The 20,199-nt window shown below is 65.3% G+C and carries 23 protein-coding genes, 1 tRNA gene, 2 pseudogenes and 1 riboswitch; of the genes and pseudogenes, 12 read left to right on the forward strand and 14 right to left on the reverse strand.

Annotated elements, in window-relative coordinates; all coding sequences use genetic code 11:
• Window positions 1-7 precede the first annotated feature (7 nt).
• On the forward strand, window positions 8-859 hold the full coding sequence (locus tag OIE67_RS38675; RefSeq protein ID WP_106252286.1) for an SDR family oxidoreductase: 852 nt from the start codon (window positions 8-10) through the stop codon (window positions 857-859).
• Here OIE67_RS38675 and OIE67_RS38680 read toward each other — a convergent pair.
• The gene (locus tag OIE67_RS38680) at window positions 856-1,200 is read right to left on the reverse strand and encodes a hypothetical protein (protein WP_146178626.1); all 345 of its coding nucleotides are present in this window, start codon (window positions 1,198-1,200) and stop codon (window positions 856-858) included. The genes OIE67_RS38675 and OIE67_RS38680 overlap by 4 nt on opposite strands.
• A gap of 147 nt (window positions 1,201-1,347) precedes the next feature.
• On the reverse strand, window positions 1,348-2,892 hold the full coding sequence (gene thiC / locus OIE67_RS38685; RefSeq protein WP_326629816.1) for a phosphomethylpyrimidine synthase ThiC: 1,545 nt from the start codon (window positions 2,890-2,892) through the stop codon (window positions 1,348-1,350).
• Window positions 2,885-2,997, reverse strand: a riboswitch (TPP riboswitch). (Overlaps the previous gene by 8 nt.)
• Window positions 2,998-3,086: 89 nt before the next feature.
• On the opposite strand from thiC, the gene OIE67_RS38690 reads away from it, so the two are divergent.
• The 3 genes from OIE67_RS38690 (at window position 3,087) to OIE67_RS38700 (ending at window position 5,411) form a co-directional block, all read left to right on the forward strand.
• Window positions 3,087-3,437: a hypothetical protein gene (locus tag OIE67_RS38690; protein WP_106252280.1), complete on the forward strand. Its 351-nt coding sequence runs from the start codon at window positions 3,087-3,089 to the stop codon at window positions 3,435-3,437.
• 12 nt (window positions 3,438-3,449) lie between these two features.
• Window positions 3,450-4,283, forward strand: a complete 834-nt coding sequence (locus OIE67_RS38695; protein WP_326629819.1) for a universal stress protein — start codon at window positions 3,450-3,452, stop codon at window positions 4,281-4,283.
• 108 nt (window positions 4,284-4,391) lie between these two features.
• A complete protein-coding gene (locus tag OIE67_RS38700) occupies window positions 4,392-5,411 on the forward strand; it encodes a cellulose binding domain-containing protein (RefSeq protein WP_326629821.1) in 1,020 nt (339 codons plus the stop codon).
• Between the two features lie 7 nt (window positions 5,412-5,418).
• Here the strand turns inward: OIE67_RS38700 and OIE67_RS38705 are convergent, their stop codons facing one another.
• From OIE67_RS38705 to OIE67_RS38720, 4 genes are all read right to left on the reverse strand, one after another.
• Window positions 5,419-5,913, reverse strand: a complete 495-nt coding sequence (locus OIE67_RS38705) for a YbaK/prolyl-tRNA synthetase associated domain-containing protein (protein WP_326629823.1) — start codon at window positions 5,911-5,913, stop codon at window positions 5,419-5,421.
• Entirely contained in the window at window positions 5,903-6,202 is a 300-nt protein-coding gene (locus tag OIE67_RS38710) for an ArsR/SmtB family transcription factor (RefSeq protein WP_181308722.1), read from the reverse strand. The genes OIE67_RS38705 and OIE67_RS38710 overlap by 11 nt, the downstream gene beginning before the upstream one ends.
• A gap of 60 nt (window positions 6,203-6,262) precedes the next feature.
• Complete coding sequence (locus OIE67_RS38715; RefSeq protein WP_326629825.1) at window positions 6,263-6,931, reverse strand: AIM24 family protein; 669 nt, start codon at window positions 6,929-6,931, stop codon at window positions 6,263-6,265.
• Window positions 6,932-7,095: 164 nt separating this feature from the next.
• Window positions 7,096-7,491, reverse strand: coding sequence for a response regulator transcription factor (locus OIE67_RS38720; RefSeq protein WP_326629827.1), 396 nt, complete (start codon window positions 7,489-7,491; stop codon window positions 7,096-7,098).
• A 114-nt stretch (window positions 7,492-7,605) separates the two neighbouring features.
• Here OIE67_RS38720 and OIE67_RS38725 point away from each other — a divergent pair.
• Window positions 7,606-7,677: transfer RNA gene (locus OIE67_RS38725), tRNA-Arg, on the forward strand.
• A gap of 602 nt (window positions 7,678-8,279) precedes the next feature.
• Here the strand turns inward: OIE67_RS38725 and OIE67_RS55805 are convergent.
• The 5 genes and pseudogenes from OIE67_RS55805 to OIE67_RS38750 all read right to left on the reverse strand — a co-directional run.
• Window positions 8,280-8,479 (reverse strand): annotated as a pseudogene (locus OIE67_RS55805) (transposase); the annotation flags it as partial.
• A gap of 17 nt (window positions 8,480-8,496) precedes the next feature.
• Window positions 8,497-9,099: a hypothetical protein gene (locus OIE67_RS38735; RefSeq protein ID WP_326629829.1), complete on the reverse strand. Its 603-nt coding sequence runs from the start codon at window positions 9,097-9,099 to the stop codon at window positions 8,497-8,499.
• Window positions 9,100-9,445: 346 nt separating this feature from the next.
• A complete protein-coding gene (locus OIE67_RS38740) occupies window positions 9,446-10,033 on the reverse strand; it encodes a hypothetical protein (protein ID WP_326629830.1) in 588 nt (195 codons plus the stop codon).
• Window positions 10,034-10,048: 15 nt separating this feature from the next.
• The gene (locus OIE67_RS38745; protein WP_326629832.1) at window positions 10,049-11,128 is read right to left on the reverse strand and encodes a hypothetical protein; all 1,080 of its coding nucleotides are present in this window, start codon (window positions 11,126-11,128) and stop codon (window positions 10,049-10,051) included.
• 416 nt (window positions 11,129-11,544) lie between these two features.
• A complete protein-coding gene (locus OIE67_RS38750) occupies window positions 11,545-12,123 on the reverse strand; it encodes a tyrosine-type recombinase/integrase (RefSeq protein ID WP_326629834.1) in 579 nt (192 codons plus the stop codon).
• A 66-nt stretch (window positions 12,124-12,189) separates the two neighbouring features.
• On the opposite strand from OIE67_RS38750, the gene OIE67_RS38755 reads away from it, so the two are divergent.
• Window positions 12,190-12,414: a hypothetical protein gene (locus OIE67_RS38755; RefSeq protein ID WP_326629836.1), complete on the forward strand. Its 225-nt coding sequence runs from the start codon at window positions 12,190-12,192 to the stop codon at window positions 12,412-12,414.
• On the opposite strand, the gene OIE67_RS38760 is transcribed toward OIE67_RS38755, so the two are convergent.
• Window positions 12,411-13,250 (reverse strand): IS5 family transposase, encoded by an 840-nt coding sequence (locus tag OIE67_RS38760; protein WP_326628177.1) that lies wholly within the window; start codon window positions 13,248-13,250, stop codon window positions 12,411-12,413. The two genes, OIE67_RS38755 and OIE67_RS38760, sit on opposite strands and share 4 nt — an antisense overlap.
• A gap of 272 nt (window positions 13,251-13,522) precedes the next feature.
• On the opposite strand from OIE67_RS38760, the gene OIE67_RS38765 reads away from it, so the two are divergent.
• Entirely contained in the window at window positions 13,523-14,707 is a 1,185-nt protein-coding gene (locus tag OIE67_RS38765) for a hypothetical protein (RefSeq protein WP_326629838.1), read from the forward strand.
• Between the two features lie 16 nt (window positions 14,708-14,723).
• Complete coding sequence (locus OIE67_RS38770) at window positions 14,724-15,248, forward strand: NUDIX hydrolase (RefSeq protein ID WP_326629840.1); 525 nt, start codon at window positions 14,724-14,726, stop codon at window positions 15,246-15,248.
• 127 nt (window positions 15,249-15,375) lie between these two features.
• Here the strand turns inward: OIE67_RS38770 and OIE67_RS38775 are convergent, their stop codons facing one another.
• Window positions 15,376-15,780 carry a hypothetical protein gene (locus OIE67_RS38775; RefSeq protein ID WP_326629842.1) on the reverse strand — a complete coding sequence of 135 codons (405 nt, stop codon included), beginning with the start codon at window positions 15,778-15,780 and terminating at the stop codon, window positions 15,376-15,378.
• Between the two features lie 458 nt (window positions 15,781-16,238).
• Here OIE67_RS38775 and OIE67_RS38780 point away from each other — a divergent pair, with 458 nt between their 5' ends.
• The 3 genes from OIE67_RS38780 (at window position 16,239) to OIE67_RS38790 (ending at window position 18,759) form a co-directional block, all read left to right on the forward strand.
• Window positions 16,239-16,724 carry a hypothetical protein gene (locus tag OIE67_RS38780; RefSeq protein ID WP_326629844.1) on the forward strand — a complete coding sequence of 162 codons (486 nt, stop codon included), beginning with the start codon at window positions 16,239-16,241 and terminating at the stop codon, window positions 16,722-16,724.
• Window positions 16,725-16,739: 15 nt separating this feature from the next.
• A complete protein-coding gene (locus OIE67_RS38785) occupies window positions 16,740-17,528 on the forward strand; it encodes a hypothetical protein (RefSeq protein WP_326629846.1) in 789 nt (262 codons plus the stop codon).
• A 169-nt stretch (window positions 17,529-17,697) separates the two neighbouring features.
• Entirely contained in the window at window positions 17,698-18,759 is a 1,062-nt protein-coding gene (locus OIE67_RS38790) for an integrase core domain-containing protein (protein ID WP_326629848.1), read from the forward strand.
• Window positions 18,760-19,053: 294 nt separating this feature from the next.
• Here OIE67_RS38790 and OIE67_RS38795 read toward each other — a convergent pair whose 3' ends face one another.
• Entirely contained in the window at window positions 19,054-19,629 is a 576-nt protein-coding gene (locus OIE67_RS38795; protein WP_326629850.1) for a TetR/AcrR family transcriptional regulator, read from the reverse strand.
• A 174-nt stretch (window positions 19,630-19,803) separates the two neighbouring features.
• Here OIE67_RS38795 and OIE67_RS38800 point away from each other — a divergent pair.
• Window positions 19,804-20,103 (forward strand): annotated as a pseudogene (locus tag OIE67_RS38800) (aldo/keto reductase); the annotation flags it as partial.
• Window positions 20,104-20,199 lie beyond the last annotated feature (96 nt).

Below are 20,199 nucleotides of genomic sequence, written 5' to 3' on the forward strand. Positions count from 1 at the left end.
GGAGGGCATGTCGCAGACACCACCACCCCAGAGCCAGCCGTACCCGGGCCGGAGCGGCGAGATGTCGCCGCAGCCGCGTGACGAGATGCGCGACTACGCAGGCCGCGGCCTGCTGGACGGCAAGAAGGCCCTCGTCACCGGCGGTGACTCGGGCATCGGCCGGGCGGTCGCGGTGGCCTTCGCCAAGGAGGGGGCCGACGTCGCGATCGCGTACCTGAGCGAGCACGAGGACGCCGCCCACACCTCCTCGCTGATCGAGGCGGCCGGGCGGCGCTGCGTGCTGCTGCCGGGCGACCTCGGCGACCGCGCCCACTGCGCCTCGGTCGTCGAGCAGGCCGTCTCCGAGCTGGGCGGCCTGGACGTCCTGGTGAACAACGTGGCCTACCAGGAGCCGGTGGACGGCCTCGAAGAGCTGTCGGACGAGCAGTGGGAGCACACGTTCGCGGTCAACATCCACAGCTACTTCCGCGTCACGAAGGCCGCGCTCGCCCACATGGGCAAGGGCGGCGCGATCGTCAACACCTCGTCGATCAACGGCCTGCGCGGCAACAAGACGCTCATCGACTACTCCGCCACCAAGGGCGCGATCAACGCCTTCACCTACGCCATGGCGCAGAACCTGGTCGATCGCGGCATCAGGATCAACGCCGTCGCACCGGGGCCGGTGTGGACGCCGCTGATCCCGGCCACCTTCCCCGAGGAGAAGGTGGAATCGTTCGGCGAACAGGTGCCGATGGGGCGAGCCGCCGATCCCGACGAGATCGCCCCCTCGTACGTGTTCTTCGCCTCCAACCGGCTGTCGTCGTACTACACCGGCGAGGTCCTGGCCCCCATCGGCGGGGAGACCCTGCCGGGTTAGACCCGGCCCGAGTCCTTGATGGACACGATCGAGGCGGTCTGGAACCTCTTGTGTCCCTTGCCGTCGCCGCCGACCTTCGCGGTGTAGGTCTTGGTCGTCCAGCTGAGGCTGTACTTGATGGTGAGCTTGTGCCGGGTCTTGCACCGGTTGTGCCAGTAGACGGTCACCGAGGTGTTCCCGTCGCCCCAGGACCAGGCGAAACACCCGGCCACCCCCCGATGGACGTCCGCCGCGGCCGGAGCGGCGCCGAGCCCCGCTCCCAGACCGGCGGCGACGACGGAGGCCGCGGCGACGACCGCCGCACGGTTGCGCAGACCGGCCATACGAGCACTGAAGGACATGAGAATCCCCTCTTCTGGTGGTCATGGGAACCCCGGCCGCATGTCGCGCCGGGCACAACTGCCACGTTGCCACCAGAAGAGCGGACCCTCAGCCGATCTTTGTCCAGGCCTCAGGCCGGCCCGGGTTTTCGGACATTGGACAAATCATCACTCCACGTAGAGGTTGCCGCCGAGCCTCCTGAACTCGGCTGCCTTCTCCTCGAAACCCGCCTGCCTGATGTCATGACTTATCCGCATCGAGCAGAACTTGGGCCCGCACATCGAGCAGAAGTGCGCGGTCTTGGCCGGCGCCGCCGGCAGCGTCTCGTCGTGGAAGGCGCGGGCGGTGTCGGGGTCGAGCGAGAGGTCGAACTGGTCCTCCCAGCGGAACTCGAAGCGCGCGTCGGACAGCGCGTCGTCCCACTCCTGCGCCCGCGGATGCCCCTTGGCCAGGTCGGCGGCATGAGCGGCGATCTTGTACGTGATCACGCCGGTCTTGACGTCGTCCTTGTCGGGCAGGCCGAGGTGCTCCTTGGGGGTGACGTAGCAGAGCATGGCGGTGCCGAACCAGCCGATCATGGCGGCCCCGATGCCCGAGGTGATGTGGTCGTAGCCGGGGGCGACGTCGGTCACCAGCGGGCCCAGAGTGTAGAAGGGCGCGTCGTCGCAGAGCTCGCGCTGCAGGTCGACGTTCTCCTTGATCTTGTGCATGGGCACGTGACCAGGCCCCTCGATCATCACCTGGACGTCGTGCTCGCGCGCGATGCCGGTCAGCTCCCCCAGCGTGCGCAGTTCGGCAAACTGGGCCTCGTCGTTGGCGTCGGCGATCGATCCCGGCCGCAACCCGTCACCGAGCGAGAACGACACGTCGTAGCCGGCCAGGATCTCGCACATCTCGGCGAAGTTCTCGTACAGGAAGCTCTCGCGGTGGTGCGCGAGGCACCAGGCCGCCATGATCGAGCCGCCGCGCGAGACGATCCCCGTCTTGCGTGTGGCGGTGAGCGGCACGTACGACAGCCGCACGCCCGCGTGCACGGTCACGTAGTCGACGCCCTGCTCGCACTGCTCGATCAGCGTGTCGCGGTAGACCTCCCACGACAGCAGCTCCGGCCGGCCCTTGACCTTCTCCAGCGCCTGGTAGATCGGCACGGTGCCGACCGGAACCGGCGAATTGCGCAGGATCCACTCGCGGGTCTCGTGGATGTCGTCACCGGTCGACAGATCCATGATCGTGTCGGCGCCCCACCGGGTGGCCCAGGTCATCTTCTCCACCTCCTCCTCGATGGAGGAGGTGACGGCGGAGTTGCCGATATTCGCGTTGATCTTGACCAGGAACGCCCGGCCGATGATCATCGGCTCGGACTCGGGATGGTTGACGTTCGCCGGGATGATGGCCCGGCCCGCCGCGACCTCCTGCCGGACGAACTCGGCGCTCACCCCCTCACGCACGGCCACGAACTCCATCTCCCTGGTCACCAGCCCGCGCCGGGCGCAGCCGACCTGCGTGACCGGCTCACCTGCCGCACGCCGCGCCTCGATCCACGACTCGCGCAGGCGCGGCAGCCCACGCCGCGGGTCGGGCTCGAAGGACGGGTCGGTGTAGGGGCCCGAGGTGTCGTACAACGTCACCGCCGAGCCGTCGGAGAGCCGGACCTGCCGCATCGGCACACGGAGGTCACCGGAGTAGATCTTGGAAAAGCGCGCGCTGCTCATCGCGCAAACTCCCTTCGCCGGCATTACCCGGAGCAGGTTCTGGCGGTCGGCGGCTGTCAGCCGTCCTCTCAGCCCGGTCCACACCGGGCTCCCGCGTTGGACGGCGATGATCGTACCCACGCCCGCCCCCACCCGAAACCTGGCGCAGAGGTTTGACGATCGCCCTGAGCGGTACGGTCCCCATCAGGGGGAACATGAAGAGATTCGCTGCTGTCGCAGGACTACTCGTCGTGATGGCCGCGTCCGGCGCCACCGCAGCCGCCGGAGACGGCATGGACCAGCACGAAGTCGGCCAGGAACAGTACGACACTCTCATCGCCCAGTGCCGCTACGCCGACACGGGCAAGGCCAAGTGCCGGGCCGCGGTCAGGGAGATGTACCGCGTCGGCACCACCGACAGGCGACTCGACTGCCGCACCTACTCCGGCGTGACCGTCTGCGGCACGCTGCGGCTCAGCAAGTCCGAGCGCGCCTGCGTCCGTGACTCCCAAGCGAAGGGGATCTCGTTCCGCCGCGCCGAGGTCGAGTGCTACGCGCTGTCCTGAGGAGCTGAACCAGTGATCATCGTGGGGGTGGACGGCTCACGCGCCGGCCTGGAGGCCGCCGGCTGGGCCGCCGCCGAGGCCGCGCTGCGCGGATCGCCGCTGACCGTGGCGCACGCCGTGCCCAAGTGGGTGTGCGAGGAGGACACCGTACGTTACGCCGAGGTCGCCCGGTGGATGCGCGAGGGCGCCGACACCGTGCTCGCGGCGGCCCGCGACCGGGCCCTGCGGGAGTCACCGCAGGTCCCGGTGGAGGCCGTGCTGCTGCCGGGCGATCCCCGTACCGCGTTGATCAAGGCCTCCGAGGAGGCCGAGCTGCTGGTCGTGGGCAGCAGCGGCATCGGCGGCGTGCGCGGCCTGCTCGTCGGATCCGTCGCGTACGGCGTCGCGGCGCACACGCGGACGAACGTCGTCCTCGTCCACGAACGCCCCTCGCTCACCCGGGGCGAGATCGTCGCCGGCACCGACGGCTCGCCCAGCGCCGGGCGGGCCCTGGAGTTCGCCTTCACCGAGGCCGAGCTGCGCGGGGCCAGGCTGCGTGCCGTCCAGGCGTGGGCCTGGCCGCAGGCCGGCGGCTTCCCACCGGCCGACCGCGGCAGCGAGCAGGACACGCTGCACCGGCTCAAGGAATCGCTGACCGAGCACCGGGAGCGGCATCCCGGCGTCGAGGTGGTGGAGGAGGTCGTCCACGGCCATCCGGTCGAGGTGCTCCGCGAGGCGGCCGCCGGCGCCGACCTGCTGGTGGTGGGGTCGCGTGGTCATGGGCAGCTCGCGGGGATGTTGCTCGGCTCGATCAGCCAGGCCCTCCTGCACCACACGCCCAGCCCCATCGCGGTGGTCCGCGGCTGAAACTTACATCCGTACCCCCAGGTCAGGCTTCTGTCCTGATCGTCGTCCTTCCCGGCGCGCGGCCCGCGGTCCTACGATCTGCGCAGGCTGACGACGGGAGAGCGGACGATGCGCAGGATCGGCTCCGTGCTGGCCGCGATGGTGACGCTGGCCGCGGCGGTGTTGTTCGCCACCACGGCCACGGCGAGCGCCGCCCCCATCAGGATCATGCCTCTGGGCGACTCGATCACCGGCTCCCCCGGCTGCTGGCGCGCCCTGCTGTGGAACCGCCTCCAGAGCACCGGCCACACGAACGTGGACTTCGTCGGCACCCTGCCGCCCCAGGGCTGCGGGGTGGCGCACGACGGCGACAACGAGGGGCACGGCGGCTACCTGGCCACCAATGTGGCGAACCAGGGCTTGCTGACCGGCTGGCTCGCCGCCACCCGGCCGGACGTGGTGCTCATGCACTTCGGCACCAACGACGTGTGGAGCAACATCGCCCCCGCGACGATCCTCGGCGCGTTCACCACGATGGTGAACCAGATGCGGGCGAGCAACCCGGCCATGAAGATCCTCGTCGCCAAGATCATCCCCATGAACCCCTCCAGCTGCGCCGACTGCGCCCAGCGCGCCGTGACCTTCAACAACGCCATCCCCGCCTGGGCCGCCGCCACGACCACCCCGCAGTCGCCGATCACGGTGGTGGACCAGTGGACGGGCTTCAGCACCGGCAGCGACACGTACGACGGGGTGCATCCGAACGCGGCGGGCGACCAGAAGATGTCCGACAAGTGGTACCCCGCTCTGGTGGAGGCCCTGGGCACCTCTGTCTCGCCGCCGCCCTCTGGAGGGTGCGCTGCCACGTACCAGGGCACCGGCCAGTGGCAGGGCGGCTTCCAGGCCGAGGTCACCGTCAGGAACACCGGCACCGCGCCGGTCAGCGCCTGGACGGTGGCGTGGACGTTCGCCGACGGTCAGCGGATCACGCAGCTGTGGGGCGGGACGCTGAGCGCGAACGGGTCCTCGGTGACGGTACGGAACGCGGGGTGGAACGGGCAGCTCGCGCCGGGGGCGTCGACGGCGTTCGGCTTCCTCGCCTCCTGGACCGGCACCAACACCGCCCCCGTGCCCAGCTGCACAGCCTGACCCCGAACTACGTGGCGGTGATGTTAGCCATCCACGGGGCCGCCAGCCGCACATAATCATCGGTCGCCAACGCCACGGAACGATCGAGCCGCCCCGCGTTGAAGTACAACTCGGGATGGTCCAGCAGCGACGGATCGGCGACCAGTTCGAGCCTCGGGTCGTAGCTGAACGGCAGCACCGTCCCGCTCACGCTCCCCGCCAGCTCCTCAGCCTTCTCCTTGCCGGCGAAGGAGACGTACGTGCCGTCGTGCAGCGCCTTGACGGCCTGCAGATCGAGCCGGGCGTCACCGGGAACGACGGCCAGCACGTGGCGCGTCTGCTTCTTGCCCACCTTGACCATCACGATCAGGCACTTGGCGGCCTGCGCCACATCGTGCCCGCGCAGGGCGCTGACCAGCTCGGTCCGGCCCTCGGGCGCGTGCTCGATCACCCGGTAGCGCGCCCCGCCGGCGTCCATGTCGGCGATCAGGCGCTCGTAGGCGCCGTTCGGCTCACCATTCACCGCTCAACAACTCCTTCGCCGCGGCGATCCGCTCCTCGTCGCGCTGGTAGAACACCCACTGCCTGATCTTGGTGCCGCGAACCAGCCCCGCCTTGGCCAGCACCTTGAGGTGCTCGCCGCAGGTCGGCTGGCTCACGCCCAGCTTCTCGGCGATGAACAGCGAACAGACGCCGTCCCGTACGAGATCGCCGTCGCGCTGCGGCGGGAAGTGACGCACGGGATCGCGCAACCACTCCAGGATCAGCAGCCTCTTGTCGTTGGCCAGCGCCTTGATCAGGTCGACGTCCATCACTAAGCCATTATGGCAATTAGCTAATTAGCTGTCCAACCGGCTCGGCGGGCCTGGCGCTCAAGCGGACGGAGCCGGCACAGGAGCCCCTTCACTGGCCTGCACCAACACGAACCCCTGCCCCCTGAACGCCAACTGCATGGCCTCCCCGCTCCCCCGCCCGATCAAGGCCCCCACCTTCATCGTCCGGTTGATCCCGACCTCCAGCCCGGTGCTCCAGCACACGGCCGACTGCCCGTCGGCGAACGTCGGCATCCGCGCCACGTCGAGCAATACGGGCGTCCCATGCGTCGTCACCGCCACCCACCCGGTCCCGGTAACCGTCGTGTTGAACAGCCCCCCGGCCGCCACCCCAGCTCCCTGAACCCGCTTGATGTCCCAGCCGAGCTGCGGCTGGAACGCCAGCAGATTACGCCCGTTGACCGTGAGCCCCTCGTTCTCCAGAAAGAACAGATGAATGTCATCGGCATTGTCCGCCAGATACAGCAGCCCGTCGCCCCGTACCCGCATGAGCGAGGCGCCCTCCCCCGTCATGGCCTTCTTGAACAACTTCCCGAGCCCGCCCGACCCCTCGTAGTCGAAGTCCATCTGCCCTTGGAAGGCCACCATGGACCCCTGCTTGGCCAGCACCTCGTGCGGAAGCTGGACGCGCAACATCTTGTGGTTCTCCAGGACGAAGCCCGGGGGGAGCTGCTGGGAGTCGAGGTTGTTGAAGATGGAGCTACGCACGTTGTCCGGCCTTTCGGGGAGAGGAGGCGATGCGGCCAGCGTACGAACAATCCACCAAGAACGCGCGCCCTCAACCCCGGCACGCGCCACCCGACCAGCCCCCAGCCACGGGCAGCCGACACCTGACCGCCAAGACCGACTACCAGGGGATCAGCAAGCTGGGGTCAGCTACGCCCCTGACTACCCCTCAAGGCCAGATCCCGCACGACCTCGATCAACTCAGCCGGATCGAACGGCTTGGTCAAGTACGCGTCCACCCCGATCCCCAGCCCCCGGGTCCGGTCATCATCCTGAGCCCTGGCCGTGATGAGCACGACCTTGATGTGACTGGTGGCCTCCTCCGTACGCAACCGATGCGCCGTCGTCCACCCGTCCAGGAACGGCATCATCACATCGAGCGTGATCACATCCGGCATCACGTCGAGCACCCGATCCAGACAATCCTGCCCATCAGTGGCGGTAGACACCTCGAACCCCTCCAGGTTCAGGTTGACCGCGATGAGCTGCCGGATGACCTCATCGTCATCCACGACCAGTACTTTCCCAAGAACCTCGCCCACGGGCGCAAAGCTAACCTGTAGCGGCCCCGTCACGCCGGGTTTCGCCGGAAGTGTTCAAGGACCTTTATCTGGTGCCGAGCAGTGCCGGGATACTGATAGCCTTTCACTCGACGCGCCCCCTTAGCTCAGGGGATAGAGCACCGGCCTCCGGAGCCGGGTGCGTAGGTTCGAATCCTACAGGGGGCACTCGATCTTGATCAGCGGTTCCGACCGCTGACCAGGGCAGACATCGCAGGTACGGGCGGGCCTCCAGTCTCACGGAGTCCCGCCCGTTCTCGTTGACGCTCACGGGTTGTGGACCAGTTGTGGACCATGATCGGCTTGTCGCCGTGGGCTAGGCGCCCTGATCGTCAGGTCCCCAGCCCTCTGGTGCGACTGTGGTGGCGGACACCCCACACCGGCAGAAAAACTCCACGCCCGCCTCGATTGTGGACCGATGCATACCCGCCGGGTACAGCCCCTTAGCGCTGCGAATCTCACGCCGCCTGACGCTCGGCGGGATGTACCTCGTCCATATCATCTGATCGTCCCGCAGGCACCCCGTGCACTTCGGTTTCACGCTCCGACTCATGAGTAGGTCCCCTTCCTATCGCAGTAGCCAGGGGCCAGGAGAGCACAGAAAGTTGCTTGCGTCGCCTCCTAGCGAACGCCTGCTCACCGAACTACCAGGCAACGCGACAAGTCCTCGGATCATGCCGTGCATGCCTCATCCCCCGATGGGTTGAAGCAGCCCGACCCATCGGCGCGTGGAGGCTTCTCGTGTCCTCCTCCCCACGGATCTCCGGGTCGAGCCAGCCTGCGCCGTCTTCAGCGCTTGCGACTTTCAGACCGAGGAACTCGCGCTGGCCATCGGCATGAACAGCGGCCGCGACGACCACGTGCATGTTAATGATGCGCCACCCTCGCGCGCCTTCTGGGTCAGCGCGTCCAGCCAGACGCTGGTGTATGAGCTGACGTCCGACGCTCGGGGGCGGCACGCTTCAGCCTGCTCAAGAATAGTTAGGTTCACGGTGCAGAGTCGGTAGGTCCAGCTTGCGGCCGCACGCTGGAACCAGCGTTTTCTTCGTACCAGCGCCTGGCGGTCGAGTTGATCAGAAGCACGCAGAAGAACGTTGCGACCACGCCGATCGTCCAAGCTGTGAGGGCGCCGATCCTTGCCGCAATCAGTGCTTGTGGCCAGCCGACGAAGACAGTCGGCGCTGTCCAAATCAGCGCGGCGAGCGCGAGGGCGGGAAAGGCGATGAAGTTGGGGTAGACCAATCGAGGAATGCGGAGAGGAACAGCTTGCTTTTCCTGCCACTCTTCCCATTGAAGGCCGCCTGGCACACGATGCGTCAGATCGTCGCGTATATATCTGCCGATCTTGAAGACGCCATACGAGTGCATGGCAAAACGCGCACAGAAGAGATAGGTGGTGATCGGCAGGATGAGCAGAAGCAGTGAGCTTCTACCTCCCGCTAGTACGAAGCCAAATACTGCTCCTGACGCAGTGATATGCAAGTTGAAGAGGTTCTGCCGCCGTGTTTCTCGCGATTCGATCTCCTGCCTGAGAGCAGCAAACTCGGCTAATGGTCCTTCGTGACCATCTGGCGGCGACGTGTGGGTCATGTCGCCACAGTAAGCCCGATTCCCTTGGTCGCACAGGCCTCTGGAGGGGTTGAGCTAGAGGTACGAACACTGTGTCCGGCCACTCGCCTTTTCCTCACTACTGTAGCTTCGACCGTCCAACCGTGGGGGCTTGATCAAATGGCGAAGATTGGTTCCGGCTGCAAGGTTCGGGGCGGAGGTAAATGGCAGCGAGATCCGTCATTCGGAATCGTCGGCGGTGGCCGTCACATCGTCATGTTCCCCCGCATCGGTGCCCGCCGGTTCGCCCAACTCCAGAATCGCCTTCAGCGTGCGCCGCCCATCCCACCTCAGGTACCGCGGCGCGCCTTCGGGAGACGACGGATCTTCACGCGCCTTTGCGATCCCGACCGAGCCCAACCCGGGCTTCCCGGAGAGTGTGGAGGAGCTTCGCTCGTTGCTCAAGGTGGAATGCACTCAGGCCTGCTAGCTGAGCCGCGCCAATCAAGCCGTAAACGCCCAGAGCGGTCGGCGCGCCGAACACAACCCCCCGAACGAGATGCCATCCCAACTCGGAGACCTGGGGAATCGCCGGCCATGCGAGACCCGCGAACAGCGCAAGCAGAACACCGATGGCGCATGCCCATATGACGATTTTGTATGGCCTCGATACAGCGCGGACACCACCTTGGGCACGCTCTAGGACGAGCACATACTCTGGGCTCATCAGACTGATAAGGATAGTGTGCGCAGCAATGACGATTCCGGCCAACGTACCCAAGAGCGCTGCGGCTCCGAAGAGGAACGTCGAAGCCTGTGCAGCAACGACCTTGCTGAGCGAAACGAGCAAGCCACCTGCGACACCAGCGGGAAGCGCAATCATGAAATCCGCAGACAGCAGTATGCTTCCAACTTTTCCGAAGCGCGCCGGCCTGGGCGTTGGTAGCGAAACACGCATCTTGGCGTCGCTCATCATAACTCCAGCCTTAGGTCACACGGGTTCCTCGCCGACTTCCACGGATTCAACCTCCTCGAACAGCTCCTCAAAGGTTGCTTCACCTGTGTCAGGATCAATATTGATCCCGGTGATCAAGGTCTCTCCGTGCAACTGACTCTCCCATACGGTCTCCACAGCAAGATCGCCAGCACCGCGAGTGCCCGCTGCAGACGCCTGACCATACCCGCGAGCCACATGATCCAACAGCTGTTGAGCAAGATCCGTATCTGTCTCAATCCCATCCTCTGACCGAAGCTCCAATGTCGCAGAGGATAGTCGCATCTGCTCTATCAGGCGCTCGACATCGGGACGTCCCTCATAATTGGGGTTTGGGCGTTCAAGGCGAATATGCAGCCGAGTTACTCTAGCCACCGATCTTCGCCATTCAGGAAAAGACCGGTTTCGGGAGATAGTTTCGATGTCCCAATTTTGATCCATTTGCTCGCGCAGCATCGACTTGAGAGCTCCGATGAATGACGTTACCCTGATGACAGGAGAGCGAACCTGGAACACCATTGCAAAATCAGATAAGCGGATCACGAAGGGTGATGCTACGCCACCGGCAAGCCGTGTTGGAATGAAGTCCAACTCCTCTTCACTCCAGTTATCCGCTCCCACTTCCGTATCACACCCGAGGCGACCACGCAAGAATCCATCCGTCACCTCGATTCCACCCAGCCGCCACATCCGCCTGTACCAGGTAGTTCGCGTCCCCGATTGCATAGCGTGCTGCAGTCGTTCGGCGGGTGTATCGAACAGACTTGGTTGAGCAGGCGCGACGATATGAGCACGAGCAACTCTCCCGCTTGCGGACCGAGGAGGCATTCTCGGATAGTAGATCAGATAACGATGAATGTCCCGCCCTGCGGCGGCAGCTTGCCTCTCCCTTTTCGTATCCTGCTTCATGATCACCGAGCAGCCCCTGCAGGCAAGGGCGGAGCAGCAGCGACACATCAAGCTCTCCAGCACCATCATCACCTGCATAAATTGCTGAGCGCTGTGATCAATGATTAAGTCAGTCTCCAGCCTTACGACTTCCACTTCGTGGATCGCGCACGGAATGCAGTCCATCACCTTCGAACCTTTCGGACTGTCTGCGATGTGACGCTACAGGCAAGCCCCGACAGTTTTCAGTGATCGTTCTGCAAGGTGATAGCAACGTCCCAACACACCGACGCGCCCGCGCCACCGTTCACACGCGCCTGACCATGGCCCTGATCAACCGAGCAGGACAGTGCTCCGTCTGAAAGGCGGAGAATCAGGCCGTCGTGGGGCTTCAGGCCCGACAGTCCTGCGGTACGGGTTCCCTAGCCACCGGATGAGCGTCTGGTCACTTGCGGTGGTGGTGCTGTGCCGCAGTGGAGTGCAGCAACGCCGCTGCGTAAGAGCAGGTACCCCCTCACGGCGAGCCTCCGGACGTGCGGAGGTCCCGCCGTTCACCGTCGCTCTTACCGCTTGGGCGTGGTCGGGCTACTACCGAGTGACTCTGATCAGATTTCGAGGGCTGCCTCGATTCGGCGATTGATCTGGCCATCGCGCCCGTCGAGGCACTTGGCGTATCGCTTGAGGAGGACCTCTACGCTGTTGCCCGCGCGCTCCGCTACCACGGTCGCGTCGACGCCTGCGTTGAGCCACGTGGACAGGGCGGCGTGGCGGAGGTCGTAAGGCTTTCCGGCGAGGGGCGAGATGACCTGTTGCGGAGTCAAGGCGAAGCGGCGGGCCTCTTCCCAGGCCCGCGAGTAAGTAGAAGCGCCGAGAACGCCACCGCGTTCGTTGCGGAACAGCCGTCCGTCCGGGGCTGTGCCGAACTCTGCGAGGTGCGCCCGCAGAATGCGAGCTAGCTCCGGCGGGATCGGCACGGGCCGGACTTCGCGTTCCTCTCGCTGTTTGAGCCCGCGCTGGTCATGCACGGCCCCGCTGTCGGTCCACTGCTTGCCGCTACTCGGGCGGGTGACTTCAAGAGTGAGCAGCCCCCATCCCTCGTTCGGCAGAAAGCAGTCTGTTTCTCGGAGCCCGATGGCTTCGGCGGGGCGGAGGCCGGCGAAGTAGAGCGTGGCGAAGAATGCCACGAGGCGGCGTCCTCGCCCACGGTGCCAGCTACCGACGTAGGAGAGGCTTATGAGGAGTTCGCGGGCTTGGACGGGGTTGACCACGCATCGCCGGTCAACGGTGTTGTCCCTTGCCACCTTCTTCTGCTTGACGCGCTTGAGCGGGTTGTCGGCAAGCTCGCCGAGGTCGATCGCGTACTCAAGAGCGGTGTTGAGGCCGCGGCGCCGGCGGGCCGTCGTGTCGGCCGCCGCATGTTTGCCGTCGCGTGTGAGAGGGCATTTGATTTGAGTAGATTGCGGCTTATGTTCTAGTAGGTGCCTCGCCAGGTTGGGGTGGTTTCGTCCGTTATGCGTTTGGTGAGGTTGTCGATCGAGGCGATGTAGATCATGGCTTCGGAGCTGGTGGGAAGGGTTTCGTAATCGCGGGTCAGGCGTCGTCTTAACATAAGCCAGCCGAGGCTGCGTTCCACTACCCAGCGTCTTTTAACGACTTGGAAGCCGCGGACGTCGGGGTTTCTGTTGACGACTTCCACGTCGATTCCGAGGCGGGCTCCGTGTTCGACTGCGGCGTTCTTGAATCCTGTGTCGACCCAGGCTTTGGTGATGGTTGGGTGGGTCTCCTTGACGGTGTTGAGCAGTTGTATTCCTATGGCGTTTTCGGAGAGGCTTGCGGCGGTGACGGTGACGGCGAGTAGGAGGCCGAGCGCGTCTGTGACGATGCCTCGCTTCCGGCCGATGATCTTCTTGGCGGCGTCCGTTCCCTGGCTGGTCAGGGGTACGTTGGTGGAGGTCTTGACGCTCTGGGTGTCGATCACGGAGGCAGTCGGCTCGGGCTCGCGGCCGGCCTTGACGCGGGCCAGTCCGGTCAGGTCGTAGTTGAGTTGGGCGAGTATCCCTTCGTCGCGCCAGGCCGCGTAGTAGGCGTACACGGTGTTGTACGACGGGAAGTCGTGCGGTAGGTATTTCCAGGCAATTCCCGTGCGGTTGACATAGAGAATCGCATTGAAGACGTCCCGTAGTTCGACCGAGGCTGGCTGGCCGGTGGGCCGGCGGTCGAGTCTGGCCTGCCGCCAGGCGGTCAAGGTGGGCTCGATTAAGGCCCAGCGGGCGTCGGAAATGTCGCTGGGGTACGGCTTCCGTTCGCTCATGGCGGAGCCTCTACCCGAAAGATATGATCGATAGTGGGCTTCGGCTAGTCGGGAGCGTCTACCACATTTCTAGACCAGACGGAATTTGAGGCCATTTCATCATCAAAATGGTCGCTCGCATGAGCGATGAGGACTACACAAAGCTACACGTACAGGGAAAAGAGCCCAAAAGGCTGCACCTACAGAGCTGGGCATACGCCAACCAACCATGCCTAAACGCCCTCTGAGAGCCAGCGGGCACGCACAGTACATGGGCGGATGCGGAGGCGGGCATGGCAGCTCCACCCTTGTGGTCGGCAAAAATCCGGGCCGAGCGCAAAGCACGTGGCTGGGACGCGCATTCCACGGCGCGGAGACTCCGCAAGGCCGCTGGTGACGACCGCCATGACCTGCCTGAACACACCGATCTGGTGCGCTCCATCCGCCGGTGGGAGTCCGGCAAGATCGCCGTGATGAGCGAGCGATACCGGCTGCTGTACTGCGCCATCCTCCAACTCGGCGAAGACGTCCTCTTCGGGGAAGAGGATCGACCCGCCAGTCCGCAAGAGTCCGCGGGATCGGAAACGGACCTGGGCAAGATCGCTTCCCTCCGGCAGGCCGATCGACAAGTAGGCGGAGGCCACTTGTACGCCACGGTGATCGGCTACCTGCAGAGCACCGTTGCCCCTCGACTGTTCAGCGGCTCCGAAGGTGACCACTCGTTCGCCACCGCGGCCGCCTTCACCGAGATGGCCGGTTGGATGGCACACGACGCGGGCAACGATCTCCTTGCCGACCAGCACTTCCATCGAGCGCTCGCCTTCGCCGGGCTGGGCGGCGACCGGCAACTCGAAGCGCACGTCCTCGGGAGCATGAGCCACCTCACCTTGCACCTCGGACGTCCGGGCGAGGCGGTCACGTACGCCCGGCGAGGCCTGGACACGCTCACCCGAACCCGCGTACCGGCACCTGCGGTAGGCGTCCGGCTGCTGGCGAAAGCCGCGAGCGGACTGGCCGCACAGAATGAATCCGCCGAAGCGGCACGTCTTCTCGTTCGTGCCGAGGCGATGCTCGGGCGGCAGCCTGAGCAATCACCCTCGCCGTGGGCCGCACCGTACGACGAAGCGACCCTGGCCCTTGATACCGCCCGGTGCATGCTCAGCCTCGGCCAGGTAAGCGAAGCCCAGCGCCAAGGCAGGCGTTTCCTCGCGATCCGTTCAGCTCATCGCACCCGCAGCCGGGCCTTCGGCCAACTGGTGCTGGCCAGCGCACTACTGAAACAAGATCAGCTTGATGAGGCGTGCACTCTCATCCTGGATGCGGTGGAGAGCACTCGTTCCTTGAGTTCCCTCGTCGTCAACCGGCAACTCACTGACCTTCAAGACCAGTTGCGGGCGTATCAGGGCCATCAGGGCGCCACAGACTGCCTCGACGTACTGGACAGCACGCATCGCGAGCGATGCTGGTTGTACCAGTGAGAAGGAGGCTGATCTCGTGAGCCAAGACGCCCCGCTCTACGAGCGTGATCCTGAAGCGTGGAACGCCCACCTCGCCGAGGGCAACGCCCGGCAGGCCCGCAAGCGCGTGGGCGCCGACGTGCTTCTCCGCGACCACAACGGTCGCATCCTGATCGTGGACCCGGCCTACAAGCCCGACTGGGATCTTCCCGGGGGCATGGCGGAGGCGAACGAGTCCCCAGCAGCTGCCGCGCGGCGAGAGATCAAGGAGGAACTCGGGCTCGATCTGGAGCTCGGCCGCGTGCTCGTCGTCGACTGGGTGCCATCGCACGGCCCTTGGGACGACTCCCTGATGTTCGTCTTCGACGGCGGAATACTTGAATCCCGGCAGCTCGCCGGCCTGCACACCGCAGATTCCGAACTCGCCGGCTTCCGCCTCGCCACCCCCGCGGAAGCAGCTGACCTGTTGCGACCTTACGTGTGGCTCCGCGCCAAAGCGGCGCTCAGCGCCCTGCTGCAGGAGGCGTCGTCCTATTGTGAAAGCGGCCGTCCACAGACCTGACACCTCGTTCCACTATGTCGACGCCCACCTTGAGGCATCAATCGGTCCCCGGCTCTTGCGCGCGACCGGGGACCGGCGAAGTGCATTCAGGCAGTCACCTCAAGATGGGCGACATGTTCCACGCTGTCTACTTCCCCTTCCACCAGTCCGGCTTCGCCGTCACCCACTGAGGCGACCCACAACGTTCCCAGACAACTCGCCTGCCTCCGCCCAGGTGACCCCAGCACAGCTTGAAGACCATGACCTTGCCCCAGAGCGAGTCGTCGGTGGCGCAACCGGCCTGCGGTGCTCGCACCTCGAAGACGCCGCCGACGGGCATCTTGTTGTTGTCGTGAGCCCACCGTGCCTGGTAGACGCGGCTGTCTGCTCGACCGTCACAGACCTTGATGTTGGACCGATCGGCGGGTACGGCGACGGTCCCATCCTGGTAGCTGGCCTGCCAGCCTGACGCCAGCGCCGCTGCCGGTACGGCGGCGTTCAGCAGCAGCCCGGCACCCAGGCTTGCGATGACTTTGCTCGCGCGTGTAACCATGGCGATCTTCCTCTCCTTGTAGATCGAGGATGCTAACTTTAAGTAGCAGCTCGATTACGTCAAGGAGATAAGTGAGACCAGCAATCTTCCGTGCGGCAATCTATCGGAGACTCGGACATCGCCGCCGATTCACGCAGATCACTCACTATCCAGCGAATCACCCCTGGATTATTTATCTGCGGGCACACATGTGCCTACGCATACAACATGCGCGAAATGCTCCAACTCGTGGCGCGTCAGCTGTCGAATGGGTGATCATCACGGCCGTGGTCGCCGGAATCGCCCTCGGGCTCGCTCTCTTCATCAAGAACTTCGTGACGGAATGGCAAGGGAAAATCGAGGACGTAGGCTCAGACAAGGCCGCCGAGTAGCGTTATCCAAGCTTGCCACAAGCAAGCAATATCGGAACATCTTGGTATCGATATCCCCTCCACGCACCGCATAACCAGGAGACCGCTATGGATGCCCCCGGCCCGGCAATCCGAGCGAGCATCGTCCTCGCCCTTGTGCTCACATTGCTGGCACCCGACCCCGCCATCGCCTCCCCGGAACTCAGTGACGCCAGAGATTCACGGCCTCCAGCACCGGCCGGCGCGGGCTTGTGTGTGTTCGAAACCAAGGGCGACTACATCCACGTCTCAACCTCCGCATGGGAGGCATCCGGGCACGGCTGGTGGATCAACGTCAACTGCAACGCCACGGCGGCGATCGTCACCGTCCAGCTGCAGCAGCACGTCAACGGCGGATGGACCGACGCCGGCTCGGCCGGCAAAGCCACGGTCAGGTCCGGCGGTGGTGCAGGCAGCCGCTCGACCGGCCGAGCGGCATGTAACACCAATGCGGTCACCGCGTGGCGTAGCGTCATCGATGTCGACGTCCTGAACGTGCTCGACTCGCCGAGCACCCTCACCACGGGCAGCCGCAACATCCGCTGCAGGCATTAGCTACGAGAGGCGCCCATGACCAGCGCACCCGACACCACCTTGTACGTCGCCCTGCACGGCAAGCTGACCCCGCACTCATGGCGCGACCCCTCCACCGCCGCCTCCGACGCCTACAGCCTCTTCGTCGCACGATCCTCGGCAATGGGCTGGCTCCGCGACCCGCCACACGACGGGTGCGGTCTTTGGGGGATGAACGACGCCGCCTACGAACCCACCGCTACTCGGATGGCCTGGTTCCAAGCGTCACTACCGGCGCACCCCTCCTCTCCCAGCGGCACATCACCGGTCCAGCCGTTCCTCGCCTGCGTACGTGATGTCGTCACCCGCCTCGGAACTCTCCACTTGAAAGCCGCCCAAATACTGCTGCCCCCAATCACTCACCAAGGAGCACCACGCACGGAAGCACGACTGCTACAAGAGGCAGGCTGGTTCACCGACCTGAGCCCCCGGGCGAAAACCACCATCCGCCTAACACTGGACAGCGGCCAGAATCCAGCCATCCGATCAGCAGCACCCCACCTGCTCACATGGCTACGGGACCTGAAACAGGACGTCCTCACCGATCTTTCTCTGACTTACGACGGTCCCATCACCCTGCAACCCGCCATCACCGACACGCTGTGGCACGGCCCCGCCAACCACCACATCACCCTCAACGCCACCCTGGCCGAATGGTCACTGGACGCCATTGCCTGGCTCGCCACCCTCCTCACCCACGCCATCCACCAGCACAACATCGACACCCCGCTCCTACTCTCCACAGCCCTCAGCCCAGGCCCCACGTCACCCACGGGTAATCGCTGAAGCGACGCTTAGAACCGCGCCACTCACCCGACGCATGCCCGTGCAACCAACGCCCGCGCAAGCACTGACTACGTGCATCCCTCCAGACCTGTACCGCTTCAAAACTCGTTGCGTGGTGCTTGATCTGCGGCTTTGACGTTCAGAGGCCCTACAGGCAGGATCGCGGTCTGTGTCGGTTCGTCTGTTGTATCTGACCTTGATCCGGGTGTTCGGCTGGCTGGTGTTGCTGGGGCGTGGCCAGGCGTTCAAGGATGTCGAGATCATGGTGCTCCGCCATGAGGTTGCGGTGTTGAAGCGTCAGGTTGTGCGGCCGAAGCCGGACTGGGCCGATGGAGTGTTCTTGGCGGCCTTGGCCCGTGTCCTGCCGTCGGTGCTGCGCGCGCCTCGGCTGGTCACCCCAGGTACCCTCTTGGCCTGGCATCGTCGTTTGATCAAACGCTCCTGGACCTACCCCCGCCGCACCGGCCGTCCCGGAACCAGCAAAGAGGTCCGGGATCTGATCCTCCGCCTGGCCCGTGAGAACCCAAGATGGGGCTACCGGCGGGTCCACGGTGAACTGGTTCGGCTCGGTTTGCAGGTCAGCGCGGCGACCGTGCGGCGGATCCTGCGTTCACGCCGGCACAGTCCGGCGCCACGAACCCTCGACACCTCTTGGCGGACGTTTCTACGGCTGCAAGCGAAGGGACTGCTCGCCTGTGACTTCTTCCACGTCGACACGGTCTTCCTGAAGCGCCTGTACGTGTTGTTCGTGATGGAGGTGGAAACGCGACGCGTGCACATCCTGGGCGTCACCGCTCACCCAACAGGCGCCTGGACGACTCAGCAGGCGAGAAACCTGTTCATGGATCTTGGCCACTGGGCCAGGTCATTTCGGTTCCTCATCCGTGACCGAGACGCCAAGTTCACCGCCGCCTTCGACGAGATCTTCACCAGCCAGGGCATCACGGTGATAAGGACACCGCCACGAACACCCCGAGCCAACTGCTACGCCGAACGCTGGATCCGAACCGTCCGAGCCGAATGCACCGACCGCATGCTGATCTACGACCAACGCCACCTGCGATCGGTTCTGAACGAGTACGCCGAGCACTACAACGTGCACCGCCCGCACCAGTCCCGCCGGCAACGCCCACCTGATCAAGACGAGGACGTCGTGGTGCCGCTGGAAGGCCGGATTCAGCGCCGGCAGGTGCTCAACGGCGCCATCAACGAGTACCACCGCGCCGCCTGACCAACCCGAAGAAACACCAGATCAAACCACGTGCACGAGATTTGAAGCGGTACACGTCTGGAGGCCCTCCCGCGCTGCTGTTTCCTCCCAGGCGTAAACGCCCGGGGTTCCACGCCAGATCACGCTGAATGTCTGGCGGCCGCCGGCCGGGAGGAGGTCGGCACGAAAGTGGACGCCCTCGTCATGTTGCGCGACGCGGTTCTCATCGGCACCTACCTCAGCGAGAGCGACACCACCCGGCGCACCTTCGTGCCGACCGCCCGCTGGGTCGCCGGCCTCTCCTGACAGCCCCGGTCAGGAGGGCGCGCACGCCACGTCGATCAGGGTTTCCGCTGTCCGGATGGCGGCCCTCACCCCCGCGGCTGCGGCGCCGTCGAATCTCGACCGATACGCCGCCTGCAGGCACAACCCGTCGATCATCAGCCACAGCTGTTCGGCGAGCTCGCCGGGCCGCTCGACGTCGAGCCGGGCGATCAGCTCGTCGAGCACGGCACGGCCCTCGCGTAGCCGGTCGGCCGCGGCCCGCACCGGGCCCAAGACATCTGACCCGTCGTCTGGGAACTCCACCAGGTAGTTGCGGGCGGGACATCCCCGCAGCCATGCCGTCCGGGGTTCGGCCACGAAGCTCCGGATGAACGCGAGTATCTCGGCGCGCGGATCGCCCGGCTCCGCCGGACGGAGCGTCGTGCGGACCTTGTCCCGGTAGGACTCATCAAGGTAGGCCGCGACCAGGTCCGCCTTCGCCGGGAAGTGCTGGTAGAGCAGGTTCTTGCCGATGCCGGACTCGCGGATGATGCAGCTCGTCCCGACCGCGCGGACGCCATGGCGATCGAAGAGCCTGGTCGCCACCTCGAGGATGCGCGCCCGCACGTCGAAGGCCGGTGATCGAGCCACCTGAACCCGCCTCTCCTGTCCGCACCACACTCGGACCGATCAGTCCGACCTGCCTAGGGTACCGGCGGACGGGCTGAGACCCCCATTTGACCCATCCTCTCCCCGGTGCCATCCTGATCGGACCGATCGGTCCGGACCGTCCGGTCCGTTCATGAAATGGGAGATCCGTATGAACTGGCCAAGCTGGCGCGGGTGGCGGTGGCCTGGCTGCGGCAGTCGGCGCGCCGCTGGTCGACCGCGGTGGTGCCGGTGATCGGCCCGCGCACGGTCGAGCAGCTGGAGGACCACCTGGCCGCACTCGAACTTGAGCTCTCCCCCGAGCACTTCGCCGCCCTCGACGCGGTCAGCGCGCCGCCGCTCGGCTACCCCAGCACCACGATCCAGGCGTACGCCGACAGCGCGCTGGGCGCCGCGTCGGCGCGGTTCGACCGGTTGCGGCCGGTCGCCTGAGCAGCGATTTTTGGCGAATCGTTCCAGAACGCGCTAGAGTTGTTGGCAGAACAGTCCAGAACCGGGTCGGGGAGACCCGTCACCCGCTCACCAGCG

Source organism: Nonomuraea fuscirosea (assembly GCF_035917475.1).
Classification (GTDB): Bacteria; Actinomycetota; Actinomycetes; order Streptosporangiales; family Streptosporangiaceae; genus Nonomuraea; species Nonomuraea fuscirosea.

Bases quoted from the DNA above. Each gene is read 5' to 3' on its own strand.
- OIE67_RS38735 (WP_326629829.1), bottom strand. From the start codon at position 9,099: ATGACCCACACGTCGCCGCCAGATGGTCACGAAGGACCATTAGCCGAG.
- OIE67_RS38680 (WP_146178626.1), bottom strand. From the start codon at position 1,200: ATGTCCTTCAGTGCTCGTATGGCCGGTCTGCGCAACCGTGCGGCGGTC.
- OIE67_RS38765 (WP_326629838.1), top strand. From the start codon at position 13,523: ATGGCAGCTCCACCCTTGTGGTCGGCAAAAATCCGGGCCGAGCGCAAA.
- OIE67_RS38675 (WP_106252286.1), top strand. From the start codon at position 8: ATGTCGCAGACACCACCACCCCAGAGCCAGCCGTACCCGGGCCGGAGC.
- OIE67_RS38785 (WP_326629846.1), top strand. From the start codon at position 16,740: ATGACCAGCGCACCCGACACCACCTTGTACGTCGCCCTGCACGGCAAG.
- thiC (WP_326629816.1), bottom strand. From the start codon at position 2,892: ATGAGCAGCGCGCGCTTTTCCAAGATCTACTCCGGTGACCTCCGTGTG.
- OIE67_RS38710 (WP_181308722.1), bottom strand. From the start codon at position 6,202: ATGGACGTCGACCTGATCAAGGCGCTGGCCAACGACAAGAGGCTGCTG.
- OIE67_RS38700 (WP_326629821.1), top strand. From the start codon at position 4,392: ATGCGCAGGATCGGCTCCGTGCTGGCCGCGATGGTGACGCTGGCCGCG.
- OIE67_RS38690 (WP_106252280.1), top strand. From the start codon at position 3,087: ATGAAGAGATTCGCTGCTGTCGCAGGACTACTCGTCGTGATGGCCGCG.
- OIE67_RS38740 (WP_326629830.1), bottom strand. From the start codon at position 10,033: ATGATGAGCGACGCCAAGATGCGTGTTTCGCTACCAACGCCCAGGCCG.
- OIE67_RS38780 (WP_326629844.1), top strand. From the start codon at position 16,239: ATGGATGCCCCCGGCCCGGCAATCCGAGCGAGCATCGTCCTCGCCCTT.
- OIE67_RS38760 (WP_326628177.1), bottom strand. From the start codon at position 13,250: ATGAGCGAACGGAAGCCGTACCCCAGCGACATTTCCGACGCCCGCTGG.
- OIE67_RS38775 (WP_326629842.1), bottom strand. From the start codon at position 15,780: ATGGTTACACGCGCGAGCAAAGTCATCGCAAGCCTGGGTGCCGGGCTG.